The 15,604-nt window shown below is 66.6% G+C and carries 23 protein-coding genes; all 23 read left to right on the top strand.

Annotated elements, in window-relative coordinates:
* Positions 1-47: 47 nt before the first annotated feature.
* Positions 48-2,162, top strand: a complete 2,115-nt coding sequence (locus M3190_RS11795; protein ID WP_251581792.1) for a cellulase family glycosylhydrolase — start codon at positions 48-50, stop codon at positions 2,160-2,162.
* 10 nt (positions 2,163-2,172) lie between these two features.
* A complete protein-coding gene (locus tag M3190_RS11800) occupies positions 2,173-3,954 on the top strand; it encodes a DUF4012 domain-containing protein (RefSeq protein ID WP_251581794.1) in 1,782 nt (593 codons plus the stop codon).
* Positions 3,955-4,159: 205 nt separating this feature from the next.
* Complete coding sequence (locus tag M3190_RS11805) at positions 4,160-5,677, top strand: sugar transferase (RefSeq protein ID WP_251581796.1); 1,518 nt, start codon at positions 4,160-4,162, stop codon at positions 5,675-5,677.
* 360 nt (positions 5,678-6,037) lie between these two features.
* Positions 6,038-6,346, top strand: a complete 309-nt coding sequence (gene rpsJ / locus M3190_RS11810; protein WP_018171443.1) for a 30S ribosomal protein S10 — start codon at positions 6,038-6,040, stop codon at positions 6,344-6,346.
* A gap of 11 nt (positions 6,347-6,357) precedes the next feature.
* Positions 6,358-7,017, top strand: a complete 660-nt coding sequence (gene rplC, locus M3190_RS11815; protein WP_248170017.1) for a 50S ribosomal protein L3 — start codon at positions 6,358-6,360, stop codon at positions 7,015-7,017.
* Between the two features lie 2 nt (positions 7,018-7,019).
* Complete coding sequence (rplD, locus tag M3190_RS11820; protein ID WP_251581798.1) at positions 7,020-7,682, top strand: 50S ribosomal protein L4; 663 nt, start codon at positions 7,020-7,022, stop codon at positions 7,680-7,682.
* A complete protein-coding gene (gene rplW / locus M3190_RS11825) occupies positions 7,679-7,978 on the top strand; it encodes a 50S ribosomal protein L23 (protein ID WP_251581800.1) in 300 nt (99 codons plus the stop codon). Before rplD ends, rplW begins: the two co-directional genes overlap by 4 nt.
* Before the next feature lie 24 nt (positions 7,979-8,002).
* Entirely contained in the window at positions 8,003-8,842 is an 840-nt protein-coding gene (gene rplB, locus M3190_RS11830; protein ID WP_251581802.1) for a 50S ribosomal protein L2, read from the top strand.
* Between the two features lie 12 nt (positions 8,843-8,854).
* Positions 8,855-9,136, top strand: coding sequence for a 30S ribosomal protein S19 (rpsS, locus tag M3190_RS11835; RefSeq protein ID WP_018187348.1), 282 nt, complete (start codon positions 8,855-8,857; stop codon positions 9,134-9,136).
* 40 nt (positions 9,137-9,176) lie between these two features.
* Positions 9,177-9,575 carry a 50S ribosomal protein L22 gene (gene rplV / locus M3190_RS11840; RefSeq protein WP_064003329.1) on the top strand — a complete coding sequence of 133 codons (399 nt, stop codon included), beginning with the start codon at positions 9,177-9,179 and terminating at the stop codon, positions 9,573-9,575.
* Positions 9,575-10,330, top strand: a complete 756-nt coding sequence (rpsC, locus tag M3190_RS11845) for a 30S ribosomal protein S3 (RefSeq protein WP_064003328.1) — start codon at positions 9,575-9,577, stop codon at positions 10,328-10,330. The genes rplV and rpsC overlap by 1 nt, the downstream gene beginning before the upstream one ends.
* On the top strand, positions 10,330-10,749 hold the full coding sequence (rplP, locus tag M3190_RS11850) for a 50S ribosomal protein L16 (protein WP_064003327.1): 420 nt from the start codon (positions 10,330-10,332) through the stop codon (positions 10,747-10,749). Before rpsC ends, rplP begins: the two co-directional genes overlap by 1 nt.
* A complete protein-coding gene (gene rpmC, locus M3190_RS11855; protein WP_018187344.1) occupies positions 10,749-11,063 on the top strand; it encodes a 50S ribosomal protein L29 in 315 nt (104 codons plus the stop codon). Before rplP ends, rpmC begins: the two co-directional genes overlap by 1 nt.
* Positions 11,063-11,395, top strand: coding sequence for a 30S ribosomal protein S17 (gene rpsQ, locus M3190_RS11860; protein ID WP_251581804.1), 333 nt, complete (start codon positions 11,063-11,065; stop codon positions 11,393-11,395). The genes rpmC and rpsQ overlap by 1 nt, the downstream gene beginning before the upstream one ends.
* A gap of 3 nt (positions 11,396-11,398) precedes the next feature.
* Positions 11,399-11,767: a 50S ribosomal protein L14 gene (gene rplN, locus M3190_RS11865; RefSeq protein WP_064003326.1), complete on the top strand. Its 369-nt coding sequence runs from the start codon at positions 11,399-11,401 to the stop codon at positions 11,765-11,767.
* Between the two features lie 2 nt (positions 11,768-11,769).
* Positions 11,770-12,129 (top strand): 50S ribosomal protein L24, encoded by a 360-nt coding sequence (rplX, locus tag M3190_RS11870; protein ID WP_064003325.1) that lies wholly within the window; start codon positions 11,770-11,772, stop codon positions 12,127-12,129.
* 2 nt (positions 12,130-12,131) lie between these two features.
* Entirely contained in the window at positions 12,132-12,722 is a 591-nt protein-coding gene (gene rplE / locus M3190_RS11875; protein ID WP_251581806.1) for a 50S ribosomal protein L5, read from the top strand.
* 134 nt (positions 12,723-12,856) lie between these two features.
* Positions 12,857-13,255, top strand: coding sequence for a 30S ribosomal protein S8 (gene rpsH, locus M3190_RS11880; protein ID WP_064003323.1), 399 nt, complete (start codon positions 12,857-12,859; stop codon positions 13,253-13,255).
* Between the two features lie 6 nt (positions 13,256-13,261).
* Positions 13,262-13,798 (top strand): 50S ribosomal protein L6, encoded by a 537-nt coding sequence (gene rplF / locus M3190_RS11885; RefSeq protein WP_251581808.1) that lies wholly within the window; start codon positions 13,262-13,264, stop codon positions 13,796-13,798.
* Between the two features lie 2 nt (positions 13,799-13,800).
* Positions 13,801-14,160 carry a 50S ribosomal protein L18 gene (gene rplR, locus M3190_RS11890; protein ID WP_251581810.1) on the top strand — a complete coding sequence of 120 codons (360 nt, stop codon included), beginning with the start codon at positions 13,801-13,803 and terminating at the stop codon, positions 14,158-14,160.
* On the top strand, positions 14,157-14,837 hold the full coding sequence (gene rpsE, locus M3190_RS11895; protein WP_439958034.1) for a 30S ribosomal protein S5: 681 nt from the start codon (positions 14,157-14,159) through the stop codon (positions 14,835-14,837). Before rplR ends, rpsE begins: the two co-directional genes overlap by 4 nt.
* Entirely contained in the window at positions 14,837-15,022 is a 186-nt protein-coding gene (rpmD, locus tag M3190_RS11900; protein WP_020098644.1) for a 50S ribosomal protein L30, read from the top strand. The genes rpsE and rpmD overlap by 1 nt, the downstream gene beginning before the upstream one ends.
* Complete coding sequence (rplO, locus tag M3190_RS11905) at positions 15,022-15,582, top strand: 50S ribosomal protein L15 (RefSeq protein WP_251581812.1); 561 nt, start codon at positions 15,022-15,024, stop codon at positions 15,580-15,582. The genes rpmD and rplO overlap by 1 nt, the downstream gene beginning before the upstream one ends.
* Positions 15,583-15,604: the final 22 nt, after the last annotated feature.

Raw genomic sequence — 15,604 nt, forward strand, 5'->3', positions numbered from 1 at the left:
TCTGTGATGATGGACGCTCACTTCCCACACCCTCGGAGGGCATCGCCATGCAGATACGCCGGCGAACCATCTACATCGGCGCGGCCATCGTTCTCGTCGGCGCGATCAGCGGGACAGCGGTCGCTCTGACGACCAGTGGGTCGTCGGTACCGCCCGCAGCGCGGCCCGCTCCGTCGGCGTCGACGCCGACGCCGACGCCCACCGTCTCGCCCGAACCGACTCCGGTCTCAGCGCCGCTCTCGGTTCCTGCCGTAGGTCAGCTGGCCTCGTGGAAGCAGGCGCCCAAGACGAAGGTCGCCCGTGTCATCCCCCAGGTGGGACAGGCTGCGGACGGATCGGTCGCCGCCTACATCGATGCCCCTGTCATCGACGGTGAGACCGCGGCACTCGCCGTCGACGCCGCAGTCGTCGCCGGCGCTTCCTACGAGTTCTCCGCGCAGGTGCGGTCGCTGTCGCCTCTCCCTGAGGCGGTGGAGGCCGCCCTCGATGTGGGCGGCCAGCGGATCTCGCTCCCGGATCTGAGCGCGGCATGGTCGACGGTGTCCGGCACGTTCGTCGCACCGAAGGACGCGAAGGTCGCTCAGATCCGCGTCATCCTTGATGGGCCGGTCGCGGGACTGGGCATCGACGACGTCTCCCTCATGGGCGCCGATGGCAAGAATGTGGTCCCCAACCCGTCTTTCGAGAAGGTCGAGGGCAAGGACACCATCGTCAACCGCTCCCTCATCCTGCCCGCCTCGAACCCGATGCTCGCGGTCCGCGCGCCAGCGGGGGACGTGTCGTGGACGGCAACGGATGCCGGTGGCAACGTCGCCGCGAAGGGCACGGTGAAGGCGTCGAACGCACTGGAGGCGGTCCCGCTGACGGGACTGGCGGAGGGTTATTACAGCGTCGCGCTCAAGACGGGCGCGGGGACCGTGAAGACGTTGCTCGGCGTCATCGACTACGAAGGCACGACTATCGCTGCGGACCCCCGTTTCGGAGTCGGGCTGCACGTCGAGAACAGCCTCTACGCCGATGCCGCCGACCTGACAGCCTCGCTGGGCCTCGGCTCGGCACGCAACGACGTGCTGTGGCGCTTCAACGAGACCACCAAGGGCTCATACGACTGGGCCGACCACTACGTGAACGGTTTCGATCGACTTCACGCCCACGGCGTCCACCTCCTCGGCATCGTCAACTACGGCAATGAGCTCTACGGCAACGGCAAAGTGCCCACGAGCAAGGCGGCGATCGCTGCCTACGGTGACTACGCCGCAGCGATCGCGGACCGATTCGATCTCGTGGGCCTGGAGGTCTTCAACGAGTTCAACCACACGCGATTCAACAAGACGGCCTGTGGAACGAAGCCGTCGTGCTACGTGCCGCTTCTCGAATCGGTCCACAGTGCCGTCGACGACGTCGATCCGGATCTCCCGATCATCGCCGGATCGACGGCGCGCTACGACGCCCCGTGGTTCGACGGACTATGGAGCGCCGGCGGTATGAAGTACGCAGACGCGATGAGCTTCCACCCTTACGAGGTCACGAGCGATCCTGAATCGCTCGCCGACGTCATCGCCGAGGCGAACCGCAGCATGAAGGAGAACGGTAAGACGACCCGGCCGGTCTGGATCACCGAGCTCGGCAGCTCCTCGAAGACCGGTGGACGGAGCGTCTCGGCTCAGGCCGATTACCTCGTCCGAACCTCCATCACGGCGCTCGCGAGTGGGGCGGAGAAGTTCTTCTGGTACGACCTGATCAACGATGACCCGGACCCGGCCAAGCACGAAGGCAATTTCGGCATGTACTACCAGAAGGCGTCCGGCGTGGCTGCCTTCCAGCCGAAGCCCGTCGGGTACGCGCAGGCTCTCGTGATCGCCCGCCTCGGTGGCCGGAGCCTCGCCTCCGACGAGACGGCGGAGGGTGTCCACTCCATTCGGTTCGGCGATGAGGAGGACGCCGTTCGTGTCGTCTGGGCGCCGAAGGGCGAGGCGGAGATGTCCGTCCGCAGCGACGTCGCTGTGACGGTGACGACGATGAACGGCGCCGCGAAGACCATCGAGCCCGTCGACGGCGTGGCGACGATTCCGGTGACCGTTCGTCCGCAGTTCGTCGAGAGTGCCGTAGGGGCCGCCACACCGAGTCCCACAACGACGGTCTCCCAGACACCCGCTGGTTAGGATGTGACCCATGCCTCCCGAGACCCGACGGGCCGCCCGTGAAGCGGCCGAGCGGGCCGCGACCGGACGTTCCGCCGCGCCCGACGACTCCGATGACGCGACCCCGAGGACCTCGCGAGGTCGCATCGTCGGACGCGTGATCCTGATCGTCGTCATCCTCCTCCTCGCTCTCGCAGTATGGCTGGTGATCAAGGTCGTGATCGCGAAGAACGGTCTCGAGTCGGCTCAGGCGGCCGTCAGCTCCATCCAGGACGGCGGCAGCGTCTCCGATGCGATCCCGGAGCTGTCCTCGGGGGCTGCGGATGCCGCTGGTGCTGCGGCTGACCCGGTGTGGCGCATGGCGGAGCTCATCCCGGGCGCGGGTGACAATCTTCGCGGCGTTCGCCTGGCGGCCGAGACCCTGGACGTGTTCGCGAACGACGTCGGCGGTCCGGTGTTCGAGATGCAGGAGGACGGCCAGGGCAAGATCCTCGCCCGCGCGCTGCCCCTGATCGAGGCCGCCGCCCCGGAGATCTCGAAGCTGAGCTCCGAGCTGAAGGATGTCGCGGCATCCGACGCCCTCATCGGTCCCGTCCGTTCGGGCGTCGATCAGGTCTCCGACGTCGCCGGAGCCGCAGGACCGATGTTCACGCTTCTGCCGAAGCTCCTCGGCGCGGACGAGAAGCAGAACTACCTCCTGGTCTTCCAGAACAACGCCGAGGCGCTGCCGCTCGGCGGCAGCTCTGCGTCGCAGACGCTCATTACGGCCGATAACGGCGACCTCGAGATCGCGGGGCAGGCCAGCAGCGCCTCATTCGTCGAGGGCGAGGCCCTCGATCTCGACATCTCGGAGTCTGCCAAGGCCCTCTACGGCAGCAGGTACGGCAGCTATATCAACCTGGCTCCGTCCCAGCCGGACTGGCCGGGAGTTGCCGAGATGGTGAAAGCCTTCTGGAACCGTGACATCGACGACACGCACATCGACGGCGTGATCTCGGTGGATCCGATCGCGCTTCAGCGCATCCTCCTCGCCACCGGCCCCATCGAGCTCGACGGGAAGACGCTCGACAACACGAACGCCGTCACGACGCTGCTCAGCGACGTCTACCGGTGGTGGGACCCCTACACCGACCCGGATCTGAAGTCGGACGCCTTCTTCGCCGGCGTCGCGAGTGCGGTCTTTGAGAAGATCGCCGGCGGCGACTTCAACATCAAGGACATGTTCTGGGCCATCGGCGAAAGCATCGACGCCGGCAGCATCCTGGCCTGGAGTGAGGACCCGGACACCCAGAAGATGATCTCGGCGTCGGGTCGACTGTCCGGCATCCTGCCCACCGACAATGCTGAGGAGACCGTGAACGGCGTGTTCTTCCGCAACGTGTCGGCGTCGAAGATCGACTACTACACGAAGACTGCAGTCGAATCCACGATGTCCTGCGCCGATGGCGTCACGACCCTGACCACGACCGCGACGGTCTCGCTCGACATCAGCCAGGCGGACGCCGAGGAGCTCCCGCGGTATGTCCAGAGCCGCAGCCAGCGCGCCGCGTACTTCGGGACCCAGGTCTACATGTACGCGCCGCCGGGAATGGAGCTCGCCTCCGCCGAGACCACCGGTGGTGCTTCCGCATTCCGCACGGGCAACGTGGACCTCGGACGCGTCGTCGAGCCCTTCCAGGCGCGGCTCCGCCCTGACGGCAGCTTCAGCGTCACCGCGACGTTCACCGGGACCGGGGAATTCGGTCCGCTGTCGCTGTGGACGACGCCCATGATCAATGAGACGAAGACGACCGTCACCGACACGTGCCATTGATCCAACGCCTGGCCGAATGTGCCCGGTTTGGTAGCATCCTGGGGGAATCTGCAGCACACGTCGTCGAAGGCGCGACTTCCCGCGCTGAGGGGCGCGACCTGGCTGCAACGTCGACAGGAAGGCTGACCTCCGTGATCCGATCCGCGCTGCGGCCGCTGTCGGCTCGGTCGACGGCAGCCTCCGCGGAGTCGGCTGAGGCGGGCGCGTGCTGAGGCGGACGGCTGCGACTCGGCCAGCACCGCGCGTCCGTCGCTCGGATCGACGGGTCAATCGCGCGCCCGTCGTCGTCCCGGCCCGTCGCTCCTCGCGGGACTGGCCGGCACGATTCGCCGGGCGCCTCGTCTACAGCGACATCCTCGTCGTCGCGGTCGTCCTCATCGGCTTCTTCACCCTGGTTCTGCCCGATGAGCGGCGCGACGTCACCTGGGACGGCGGGCCACGCATCCCCTATGTCGCGGCGCTGATCCTCCTCGGCCTCGTCTGGCTCATCGCGCTGGGTGTCTTCGAGACGCGCGATCGCAACATCGTCGGCGCGGGTGAGCAGGAGTACCGCCGGATCGTCAACGCGACGGTTGCCGTGTTCGCGCTGTTCGTCGCGGTCGCCTTCTTCCTGCGCATCGAGGTGTCGCGCAGCCTCTTCCTCGTCGCCATGCCGGTGGGTCTGGTCGCGCTGATCTTCAGCCGGTGGCTCTGGCGCCTGTGGCTTCGCGGCCAGCAGCGTCGCTCGAAGTACGTCTACCGTGCCCTCGTGCTGGGCGAGCCGGCGAAGGTCGGCTCCATCATCCGCGCCATCCGCCGAGCTGAGGCGTCCGGCTTCGACATCGTGGGTGTCGTGACAGACGTCCGTGGCCGTCAGGTCATCAGCGACGTCCCGGTCGTCGGCGGATTCGCCTACGCGGTCGAGGCGATGGACGCCACCGACGCCGACACCATCATCATCGCCGGCGCCGACGAGGTGCACCCCGAGATGATGCGTCAGCTCGGCTGGGACGTGGCGGACCGCAACGGCAACCTCGTCGTCGCACCCGCGCTGACCGACGTGGCGGGTCCCCGCATCCACTCCCGTCCCGCGGCGGGCCTGCCGCTCGTGCACGTCGAGTTCCCCCGGCTCGACGGCGTGCGCCGGTTCGTGAAGCGCACGTTCGATCTGTTCGGCTCCCTCGTGCTCATCGTGGTGTTCTCGCCGGTGATGCTGGCCACCGCGATCGCCATCCGCGTCGAGACGCCCGGCCGCGTGATCTACCGTCAGCCGCGGGTCGGGCTCGGCGGAGACGAGTTCGGCATGCTGAAGTTCCGCTCGATGGTGGCGGATGCCGACGACCAGCTCGCGAGCCTGCTCGATCTGCAGGGGACCAGCGACAGCCCGCTCTTCAAGGTGGCCGACGACCCGCGCATCACGAAGGTCGGGCGGGTCATCCGCAAGCACTCGATCGACGAGCTGCCGCAGCTGTTCAACGTCCTCGTGGGGACCATGAGCCTCGTCGGCCCGCGGCCCCAGCGCGCGGCGGAGGTGGCCCTCTACGACGACGCCGCCCACCGTCGGCTGCGTGTGAAGCCGGGGATGAGCGGGCTCTGGCAGGTGAGTGGGCGCTCCACATTGTCGTGGGAGGACGCCCTGCGCCTCGACCTCTACTACGTCGAGAACTGGTCGTTCATGCAGGACGTCCAGATCCTGTTCCGCACTCTGAGCGCCGTCGTGGCCCCCGGCCGCACAGCTCACTGAGGCCGACGGGGGAACGTACTCCCGGGCGCGACACGCCCGGGTTTGCGACACGCCCGAACGGCACGTAGACTGTACAGGTTCCACATTCCTGCGCTGTGCGCGGGATCACTGCCAGGGCAGTGCATAGGCCGAAAGCCTAGGCCGCGGGCAGCAGAACATCACATCCCCACACCCCGATCCGGAAACGGATCCGCACGCGTGCGTGCGAAGGGGAGCGGATGCCGCAGGTCTCCTGCGGACTGACATCAGAACAGCGGTGACGGATTCCTCGCCTTCGGGCGGGGAGAAGTGCCCGGCGCGCAAGCGCCCCGTGCGTCCAATGCCCCCGAGGTACGACGCGAGAAAGAGAGTGAGCAGACAATGGCGGGACAGAAGATCCGCATTCGCCTGAAGTCGTATGACCACGAGGTCATCGACTCGTCGGCACGCAAAATCGTCGACACCGTGACCCGTGCGGGCGCGACGGTCGTAGGCCCCGTGCCCCTTCCGACCGAGAAGAACGTGATCGCAGTCATCCGTTCGCCCCACAAGTACAAGGACAGCCGCGAGCACTTCGAGATGCGCACCCACAAGCGCCTCATCGACATCATCGACCCGACGCCCAAGGCCGTCGACTCGCTGATGCGTCTCGACCTCCCGGCCGACGTCAACATCGAGATCAAGCTCTGAGGTCGATCATCATGGCTGACATCAACTCCAAGGTTTCCAAGGGCCTGCTGGGCACCAAGCTCGGCATGACCCAGGTCTGGGACGAGAACGGCAAGGTCGTTCCCGTCACCGTCATCGAAGTCGCCCCCAACGTGGTGACCCAGGTGCGCACGCCCGAGCGCGACGGCTACAACGCCGTGCAGATCGCTTACGGCCAGATCGACCCCCGCAAGGTCAACAAGCCCCAGACGGCTCACTTCGAGGCCGCTGGTGTGACCCCGCGTCGCCACCTCACCGAGGTGCGTACGGCGGATGCCGCTGACTACTCACTCGGTCAGGAGCTCACCGTCGACGCGACCTTCGAGGCCGGCCAGCTGGTCGACGTCGTCGGCACCAGCAAGGGCAAGGGCACCGCGGGTGTCATGAAGCGCCACAACTTCAAGGGCGTCTCGGCTTCGCACGGTGCGCACCGCAACCACCGCAAGCCCGGTTCGATCGGCGCATCGTCGACCCCGAGCCGCGTCTTCAAGGGCATGCGCATGGCCGGCCGTATGGGTGGCGAGCGCGTGACCGTCCTCAACCTCACGGTGCACGCCGTCGACGCCGAGAAGGGTCTGCTGCTCGTCAAGGGCGCCGTCCCCGGTGCTCGTGGCCGCATCGTCTACGTCCGCAACGCAGTGAAGGGTGCCTGATCATGGCTGACTCGACTCTCGCGCTCGACGTCGTGAAGGCAGACGGCAAGAAGGCCGGCTCCGTGGAGCTGCCCGCCGCACTGTTCGACGTCAAGACGAACATCCCCCTCATCCACCAGGTCGTCGTCGCGCAGCTCGCGGCGGCTCGCCAGGGCACCCACTCGACCAAGCGTCGCGGTGAGGTCTCCGGTGCCGGCCGCAAGCCCTTCAAGCAGAAGGGCACGGGTAACGCCCGTCAGGGCTCGATCCGCGCGCCGCACATGACCGGTGGTGGCATCGTCCACGGACCGAAGCCGCGCAACTACTCGCAGCGCACCCCCAAGAAGATGGTCGCCGCCGCCCTGCTGGGCGCGCTCAGCGACCGGGCTCGCGGCGGGCGTCTGCACGTCATCGACTCGTTCGGCATCGAGGGCGCGCCGTCGACCAAGGCCGCTGCTGCGGTCCTGGGTCAGCTCGCCCCCACCAAGAACGTCATGGTCGTCATCACCCGTGATGACGAGCTGAGCATCAAGAGCGTCCGCAACCTCGCGTACGTCCACGTGCTCACGTTCGACCAGCTCAACGCCTACGACGTTCTCGTCTCCGACGACATCGTCTTCACCAAGGCGGCCTACGACGCGTTCGTCGCTGCGAAGGCCGGCGCCACCGAGGAGGTCTCGGCATGACCGCCATCAACAAGGACCCGCGCGACATCATCCTGAAGCCGGTCGTCTCCGAGAAGAGCTACGGGCTCATCGACGAGGGCAAGTACACGTTCCTCGTGGACCCGCGCGCCACCAAGACCGAGATCAAGCTCGCCATCGAGAAGATCTTCGGCGTCAAGGTCGCGTCGGTGAACACGCTCAACCGCCCGGGCAAGGCCCGCCGCACCCGCTTCGGCACCGGTAAGCGCAAGGACACCAAGCGCGCCATCGTGAGCCTGAAGTCGGGCACCATCGACATCTTCACGGCCGTCGGCTGACAGCTGGGATAGAGGACTAGAGACATGGCTATTCGCAAGTACAAGCCCACGACCCCGGGTCGTCGCGGTTCGTCGGTCGCCGACTTCGCTGAGATCACGCGGTCGACGCCCGAGAAGTCGCTCCTTCGCCCGCTGGCGAAGACCGGTGGTCGCAACAACCAGGGCCGCATCACGACCCGTCACATCGGTGGTGGCCACAAGCGCCAGTACCGCGTGATCGACTTCCGTCGCAACGACAAGGACGGGATCAACGCCAAGGTCGCTCACATCGAGTACGACCCCAACCGCACCGCGCGCATCGCGCTGCTGCACTACGTCGACGGCGAGAAGCGGTACATCCTCGCCCCGAACAAGCTGTCGCAGGGTGACATCGTCGAGTCGGGTGCCGGCGCCGACATCAAGCCCGGCAACAACCTGCCGCTGCGCAACATCCCGACCGGTACGGTCATCCACGCCATCGAGCTCCGTCCCGGTGGCGGCGCGAAGATGGCGCGCTCGGCCGGTGCGTCCGTCCGCCTCGTGGCGAAGGACGGCCCGTACGCGCAGCTGCGTCTGCCCTCGGGTGAGATCCGCAACGTCGACGCGCGCTGCCGCGCCACCATCGGCGAGGTCGGCAACGCCGAGCAGTCCAACATCAACTGGGGCAAGGCCGGCCGTAACCGCTGGAAGGGCATCCGCCCGACCGTCCGCGGTGTCGCCATGAACCCGGTCGACCACCCGCACGGTGGTGGTGAGGGTAAGACCTCCGGTGGACGTCACCCCGTCACTCCTTGGGGCCAGGCCGAGGGTCGTACCCGGCACCCCAACAAGGAAAGCGACAAGTTGATCGTTCGCCGTCGCAACGCCGGCAAGAAGCGGAAGTAGGAGTAGAGGAAGATGCCTCGCAGCCTTAAGAAGGGCCCCTTCGTCGACGAGCACCTGCTTCGCAAGGTCGTCTCGCAGAACGAAGCCGGTACCAAGAACGTCATCAAGACCTGGTCGCGTCGTTCGATGATCATCCCGGCGATGCTGGGTCACACGATCGCCGTGCACGACGGACGCAAGCACATCCCCGTGTTCGTGTCCGAGACCATGGTCGGTCACAAGCTGGGCGAGTTCGCGCCCACCCGCACCTTCCGCGGCCACGAGAAGGACGACAAGAAGGGCCGTCGCCGCTGACGCGGCGACGCTCTCAGAGAGAGGAAGAGGAGGAGTACAAATGGTGGAATCCATCGCACGCGTGAAGCACATCCGCGTGACCCCTCAGAAGGCTCGTCGTGTCGTCGCGCTCATCAAGGGCAAGCAGGCTCAGGAGGCACTCGCCATCCTGAAGTTCGCTCCCCAGGGTGCCAGCGAGCCCATCTACAAGCTCGTGGCCGCTGCGGTCGCGAACGCTCGTGTGAAGGCCGACAAGGACAACGAGTTCCTGGACGAGCAGGACCTGTACGTGAAGAACGCGTACGTGGACGAGGGCACGACGCTCAAGCGTTTCCAGCCCCGCGCCCAGGGTCGCGCGTTCCAGATCAAGAAGCGCACCAGCCACATCACGGTCGTGCTCTCGACCCCCGAGGTCGCCGAGTCCGCCCCGGCTGCCCAGACCAAGAAGGCGAGCAAGTAATGGGACAGAAGGTCAACCCGTACGGCTTCCGCCTCGGCATCACCACCGACCACGTGTCGCGTTGGTTCTCGGACTCCACCAAGCCCGGGCAGCGCTACGCCGACTATGTGGCGGAGGACGTCAAGATCCGTCGCCTCCTGACGACGTCGCTCGACCGTGCCGGCGTGAGCAACATCGAGATCGAGCGCACGCGTGACCGCGTTCGCGTCGACATCCACACCGCCCGTCCGGGCATCGTGATCGGCCGCCGCGGCGCCGAGGCCGAGCGCATCCGCGCCGACCTCGAGAAGCTCACCGGCAAGCAGATCCAGCTGAACATCCTCGAGGTCAAGAACCCCGAGGCCGACGCTCAGCTGGTCGCGCAGGGCATCGCCGAGCAGCTCTCCGCACGTGTGGCCTTCCGCCGCGCGATGCGCAAGGGCCTGCAGGGTGCGCAGCGCGCCGGTGCCAAGGGCGTCCGCATCCAGGTCTCCGGCCGCCTCGGCGGCGCCGAGATGAGCCGGTCGGAGTTCTACCGTGAAGGCCGTGTGCCCCTGCACACCCTCCGCGCGAACATCGACTACGGCTTCTACGAGGCGAAGACCACCTTCGGCCGCATCGGCGTGAAGGTCTGGATCTACAAGGGCGACCTCACCAACAAGGAGCTCGCTCGCGAGCAGGCCAACGCGCCGAAGTCACGCCGTGACGACCGCGGTGGCGACCGTCGCCGTGGCCCGCGCAGCGAGGCCCCCGTCGCAGAAGGAGCGTCTGCCTGATGCTTATTCCCCGCAAGGTCAAGTACCGCAAGCAGCACCACCCGAAGCGTGACGGCGCCGCCACCGGCGGCACCGCGGTCACGTTCGGTGAGTTCGGCATCCAGGCCCTCACGCCCGCCTACGTGACGAACCGTCAGATCGAGTCCGCTCGTATCGCCATGACGCGTCACATCAAGCGTGGTGGAAAGGTGTGGATCAACATCTACCCCGACCGTCCGCTCACCAAGAAGCCGGCCGAAACCCGCATGGGTTCCGGTAAGGGTTCGCCGGAGTGGTGGGTCGCCAACGTCAAGCCGGGTCGCGTCCTCTTCGAGGTCGCGGGCGTCAACGAGCAGCTCGCTCGCGAGGCCCTGACCCGTGCCATCCACAAGCTGCCGCTCAAGGCACGCATCATCAAGCGCGAGGAGGGCGACGCGTAATGGCCGTCGGCACCAAGACGCTCGCCCCGAGCGAGCTGGACACGTTCGAAGACCAGCGCCTCGTGGAGGAGCTGCGCAAGGCCAAGGAAGAGCTGTTCAACCTGCGCTTCCAGTCGGCCACCGGCCAGCTCGAGAGCCACGGCCGCATCCGTGCGGTCAAGCGCGACATCGCGCGGCTCTACACCGTCATCCGCGAGCGGGAGCTCGGCATCCGTGCCACCCCCGCCCCGGTCGAGACGGCCACCAAGGCGAAGAAGAGCAAGGCCAAGAAGGCGGACGAGTCCGCTGAGGCCGCGAAGGAAGAGGCCGAGTGATGGCTGAGAAGAAGGATGCCGCTGCGGCGCCCGTGGCCGCCGGTCACGAGTCCGCCGAGCACGACGTCCGCGACGTCAACGCCCGTGGGTACCGCAAGGCCCGCCGTGGCTACGTCGTCAGCGACAAGATGGACAAGACGATCGTCGTCGAGGTCGAGGACCGCGTGAAGCACCCCCTCTACGGCAAGGTCATCCGCCGCACGTCGAAGGTCAAGGCTCACGACGAGCAGAACACCGCCGGCATCGGCGACCTCGTCCTCATCAACGAGACCCGTCCGCTCAGCGCCACCAAGCGCTGGCGCCTGGTCGAGATTCTCGAGAAGGCGAAGTAAGCAATGATCCAGAACGAGTCTCGCCTCAAGGTCGCCGACAACACCGGCGCCAAGGAGCTCCTCACGATCCGTGTCCTCGGTGGTTCCAACCGCCGTTACGCGGGCGTCGGGGACGTCATCGTGGCGACCGTCAAGGACGCGATCCCGGGCGGCAACGTCAAGAAGGGCGATGTGGTCAAGGCCGTCATCGTCCGCACCGTCAAGTCGACCCGTCGTCCCGACGGTTCGTACATCAAGTTCGACGAGAACGCCGCCGTCATCCTGAAGAACGACGGGGAGCCCCGCGGCACCCGCATCTTCGGCCCGGTCGGCCGTGAGCTTCGCGACAAGAAGTTCATGAAGATCGTCTCGCTGGCACCGGAGGTCATCTGATCATGGCGCACATCAAGAAGGGTGACCTGGTTCAGGTCATCAGTGGCCGTAAGCAGGACAAGGGCGGCGACCGCGGCAAGCAGGGCAAGGTCCTCGAGGTCCTCGTCGAGCAGAACCGCGTCGTGGTGGAGGGCGTGAACTACGTCACCAAGCACACCCGCGTCGGCCAGTCGCAGCGCGGCACCAAGACGGGCGGCATCGAGACGATGGAAGCCCCGATCCACATCTCCAACGTGGCGCTGGTCGACCCGTCGACCAAGAAGCCGACCCGTGTCGGCCACCGCGTCGAGGAGCAGACGAAGGACGGCGTCAAGCGCACCGTCCGCGTCCGCTACGCCAAGAAGAGCGGCAAGGACCTCTGAACATGAGCAACGCAACTGCCGCGGAGGCTGGCAAGATCCAGCCCCGCCTGAAGCAGAAGTACCAGAGCGAGATCAAGAAGGCTCTGCAGGACGAGTTCGGCTACGCCAACGTCATGCAGATCCCCGGTCTCGTCAAGGTCGTCGTCAACACCGGTGTCGGTGAGGCTGCGCGCGACAGCAAGGTGATCGATGGTGCGGTCGACGACCTCACCAAGATCACCGGCCAGAAGCCGGTCGTCACCAAGGCCCGCAAGTCCATCGCGCAGTTCAAGCTGCGTGAGGGCCAGGCCATCGGCGCCCACGTCACCCTCCGCGGTGACCGCGCGTGGGAGTTCGTCGACCGCCTCGTCAACCTCGCCCTGCCCCGCATCCGCGACTTCCGCGGACTGTCGGCCACGCAGTTCGACGGCAACGGCAACTACACCTTCGGTCTCCAGGAGCAGTCCGTGTTCCACGAGATCAACCAGGACAAGATCGACCGCGTCCGCGGTTTCGACATCACCATCGTCACGACGGCGAAGACGGATGACGAGGGTCGGGCGCTCCTGAAGCACCTGGGCTTCCCGTTCAAGTCGGCTGACGCTCAGGCGTGATCCGATAAGATCGATCGTTCGGCCTCGGGGCGTGCTCCGGGGCCGAACGACTGCACAACTGAATATCGCTCATTCATAGAAGGTCGCCTGTCGTGTAACGGCAGTCGAAACCTCATGACTAAAGGACAACACCTATGACGATGACAGACCCGGTCGCAGACATGCTGACCCGTCTGCGCAACGCGAACTCCGCGCACCACGACACCGTCGCGCTGCCGAGCTCGAAGCTCAAGACGCACATCGCCGAGATCCTCCAGCAGGAGGGCTACATCTCCGGCTGGGAGGTCTCCGACGCGCGTGTCGGCCAGACCCTCACCCTGACCCTGAAGTACGGCCCGAACCGCGAGCGGTCGATCGCCGGCATCAAGCGCGTCTCGAAGCCCGGTCTCCGTGTGTACGCGAAGTCGAACGAGCTTCCCAAGGTCCTCGGTGGCCTCGGCGTCGCGATCCTGTCCACCTCCTCTGGCCTCCTCACGGACCGCCAGGCCGAGCAGAAGGGCGTCGGCGGGGAAGTCCTCGCCTACGTGTGGTGATCTGACATGTCGCGTATTGGACGTCTTCCCATCGACATCCCCGCCGGCGTGACCGTTTCGGTCAACGGCCAGGACGTCGCCGTCAAGGGCCCCAAGGGTGAGCTGAACCTCACCGTGGCGCAGCCCATCGAGGTCAAGGTCGAGGAGAACCAGGTTCTGGTCTCGCGCCCCGACGATGAGCGCGAGTCGCGTGCTCTCCACGGGCTCACCCGCACCCTCATCAACAACAACATCATCGGCGTGACCCAGGGCTACACCAAGGGCCTCGAGGTCGTCGGCACCGGTTACCGCGTCGCTCAGAAGGGCACGGCGGTCGAGTTCGCTCTCGGCTTCTCGCACCCCGTCCTGGTCGAGGCTCCGGAGGGCATCACGCTCACCGTCGAGGGCAACAACAAGCTCACCGTCGCCGGTATCTCGAAGCAGGCCGTCGGCGAGGCAGCCGCCAACATCCGCAAGATCCGCAAGCCCGAGCCCTACAAGGGCAAGGGTGTGCGGTACGCGGGCGAGGTCGTTCGCCGCAAGGCCGGAAAGAGTGGTAAGTAACCATGGCTCTGAAGTCGAAGTCCGACGCACGTTCGCGTCGTCACGCCCGTCTTCGCAAGAAGATCGTGGGCACCGAGGCGCGTCCGCGTCTCGTCGTGACCCGTTCCGCCCGCCACGTCTTCGTCCAGCTGGTCGACGACAGCAAGGGCTTCACCGTCGCATCGGCCTCCACCCTCGAGGTCGACCTGCGCACGTTCGAGGGTGACAAGACCGCCAAGGCCCGCAAGGTCGGCGAGCTCGTCGCTGAGCGTGCGAAGGCTGCCGGCATCGACACGGTCGTCTTCGACCGTGGCGGCAACCGCTACGCGGGCCGCGTCGCTGCGATCGCCGACGGCGCTCGCGAAGGAGGTCTGAACCTGTGACCGAGAACAAGGAGAACGAAGTGACCGCGACCGAGCAGCCCGCTGCGGCTGCGGCCGAGGCGCCCGCCGAGCGCGAGCGCGAGCCGCGTCGCGGTGGCCGCGAGCGCAGCCAGACCCGCGACCGCAACTCGCGCGACCGCGGCGACAACCAGTTCCTGGAGCGTGTCGTCACGATCAACCGCGTGTCCAAGGTCGTCAAGGGCGGTCGTCGCTTCAGCTTCACGGCGCTCGTCGTCGTGGGCGATGGCAACGGACTCGTCGGTGTCGGCTACGGCAAGGCGCGTGAGGTCCCCCTCGCCATCTCGAAGGGTGTCGAAGAGGCCAAGCGCAACTTCTTCCGCGTGCCGCGTGTCGGCTCCAGCATCCCGCACCCCGTCCAGGGTGAGGCTGCTGCCGGTGTTGTGCTGCTCCGTCCGGCTGCTGCCGGTACCGGTGTTATCGCGGGTGGCCCGGTCCGCGCCGTCCTCGAGTGCGCAGGCATCCACGATGTGCTGTCGAAGTCGCTGGGTTCGTCGAACACGATCAACATCGTGCACGCGACCGTCGCGGCGCTGAAGTCGCTCGAAGAGCCGCGCGCCGTCGCCGCTCGTCGTGGTCTCGACTTCGACCAGGTCGCGCCCGCGCGTCTGGTCCGTGCCGAGGCTGACGCTGCCAAGGCTGCAAAGGTGGGTGCATGATGGCTGCTCGTCTGAAGGTGACCCAGGTCAAGTCCAAGGTGAGCGAGAAGCAGAACCAGCGTGACACGCTGCGTTCGCTCGGTCTGAAGCGGATCAACGACTCGGTCGTTCGTCCGGATGACGCGCAGACGCGCGGCTACATCAAGACCGTCGCGCACCTCGTGAAGGTTGAGGAGATCGACTGATGGCTGAGAAGAAGGACGAGACGGTCGAGACCGTCGAGCCCAAGGCCAAGAAGCCGGCAACCCGGAAGGCTGCGGCCAAGCCCGCCGCCGACAAGGCTGCCCCGAAGAAGGATGCGGCGCGCCCCGGCGTGCTGAAGGTCCACCACCTGCGTCCGGTCCCCGGCGCCAACGTCGCGAAGACCCGTGTCGGTCGCGGTGAGGGCTCGAAGGGTAAGACGTCGGGCCGCGGTACCAAGGGTACGAAGGCTCGTTACCAGGTCAAGGTGGGCTTCGAGGGTGGGCAGATGCCCCTCCACATGCGTACGCCGAAGCTGCGCGGGTTCAAGAACCCGTTCCGCGTCGAGTACCAGGTGGTCAACCTCGACAAGCTCGCGGAGCTCTACCCCAACGGTGGCGACGTCACCGTGACCGACCTCGTCGCCAAGGGCGCCGTCCGCAAGAACGAGAAGGTCAAGGTGCTCGGCACCGGCGACATCTCGGTCGCGCTGACGGTCTCCGTCGACAAGGTCTCGGGTTCGGCCGAGCAGAAGATCGTTGCCGCCGGCGGCTCGATCAAGTAATCACGTGCCAGGGGCCGGAGGA

Source organism: Microbacterium oleivorans (assembly GCF_023715745.1).
GTDB lineage: Bacteria > Actinomycetota > Actinomycetes > Actinomycetales > Microbacteriaceae > Microbacterium > Microbacterium oleivorans_D.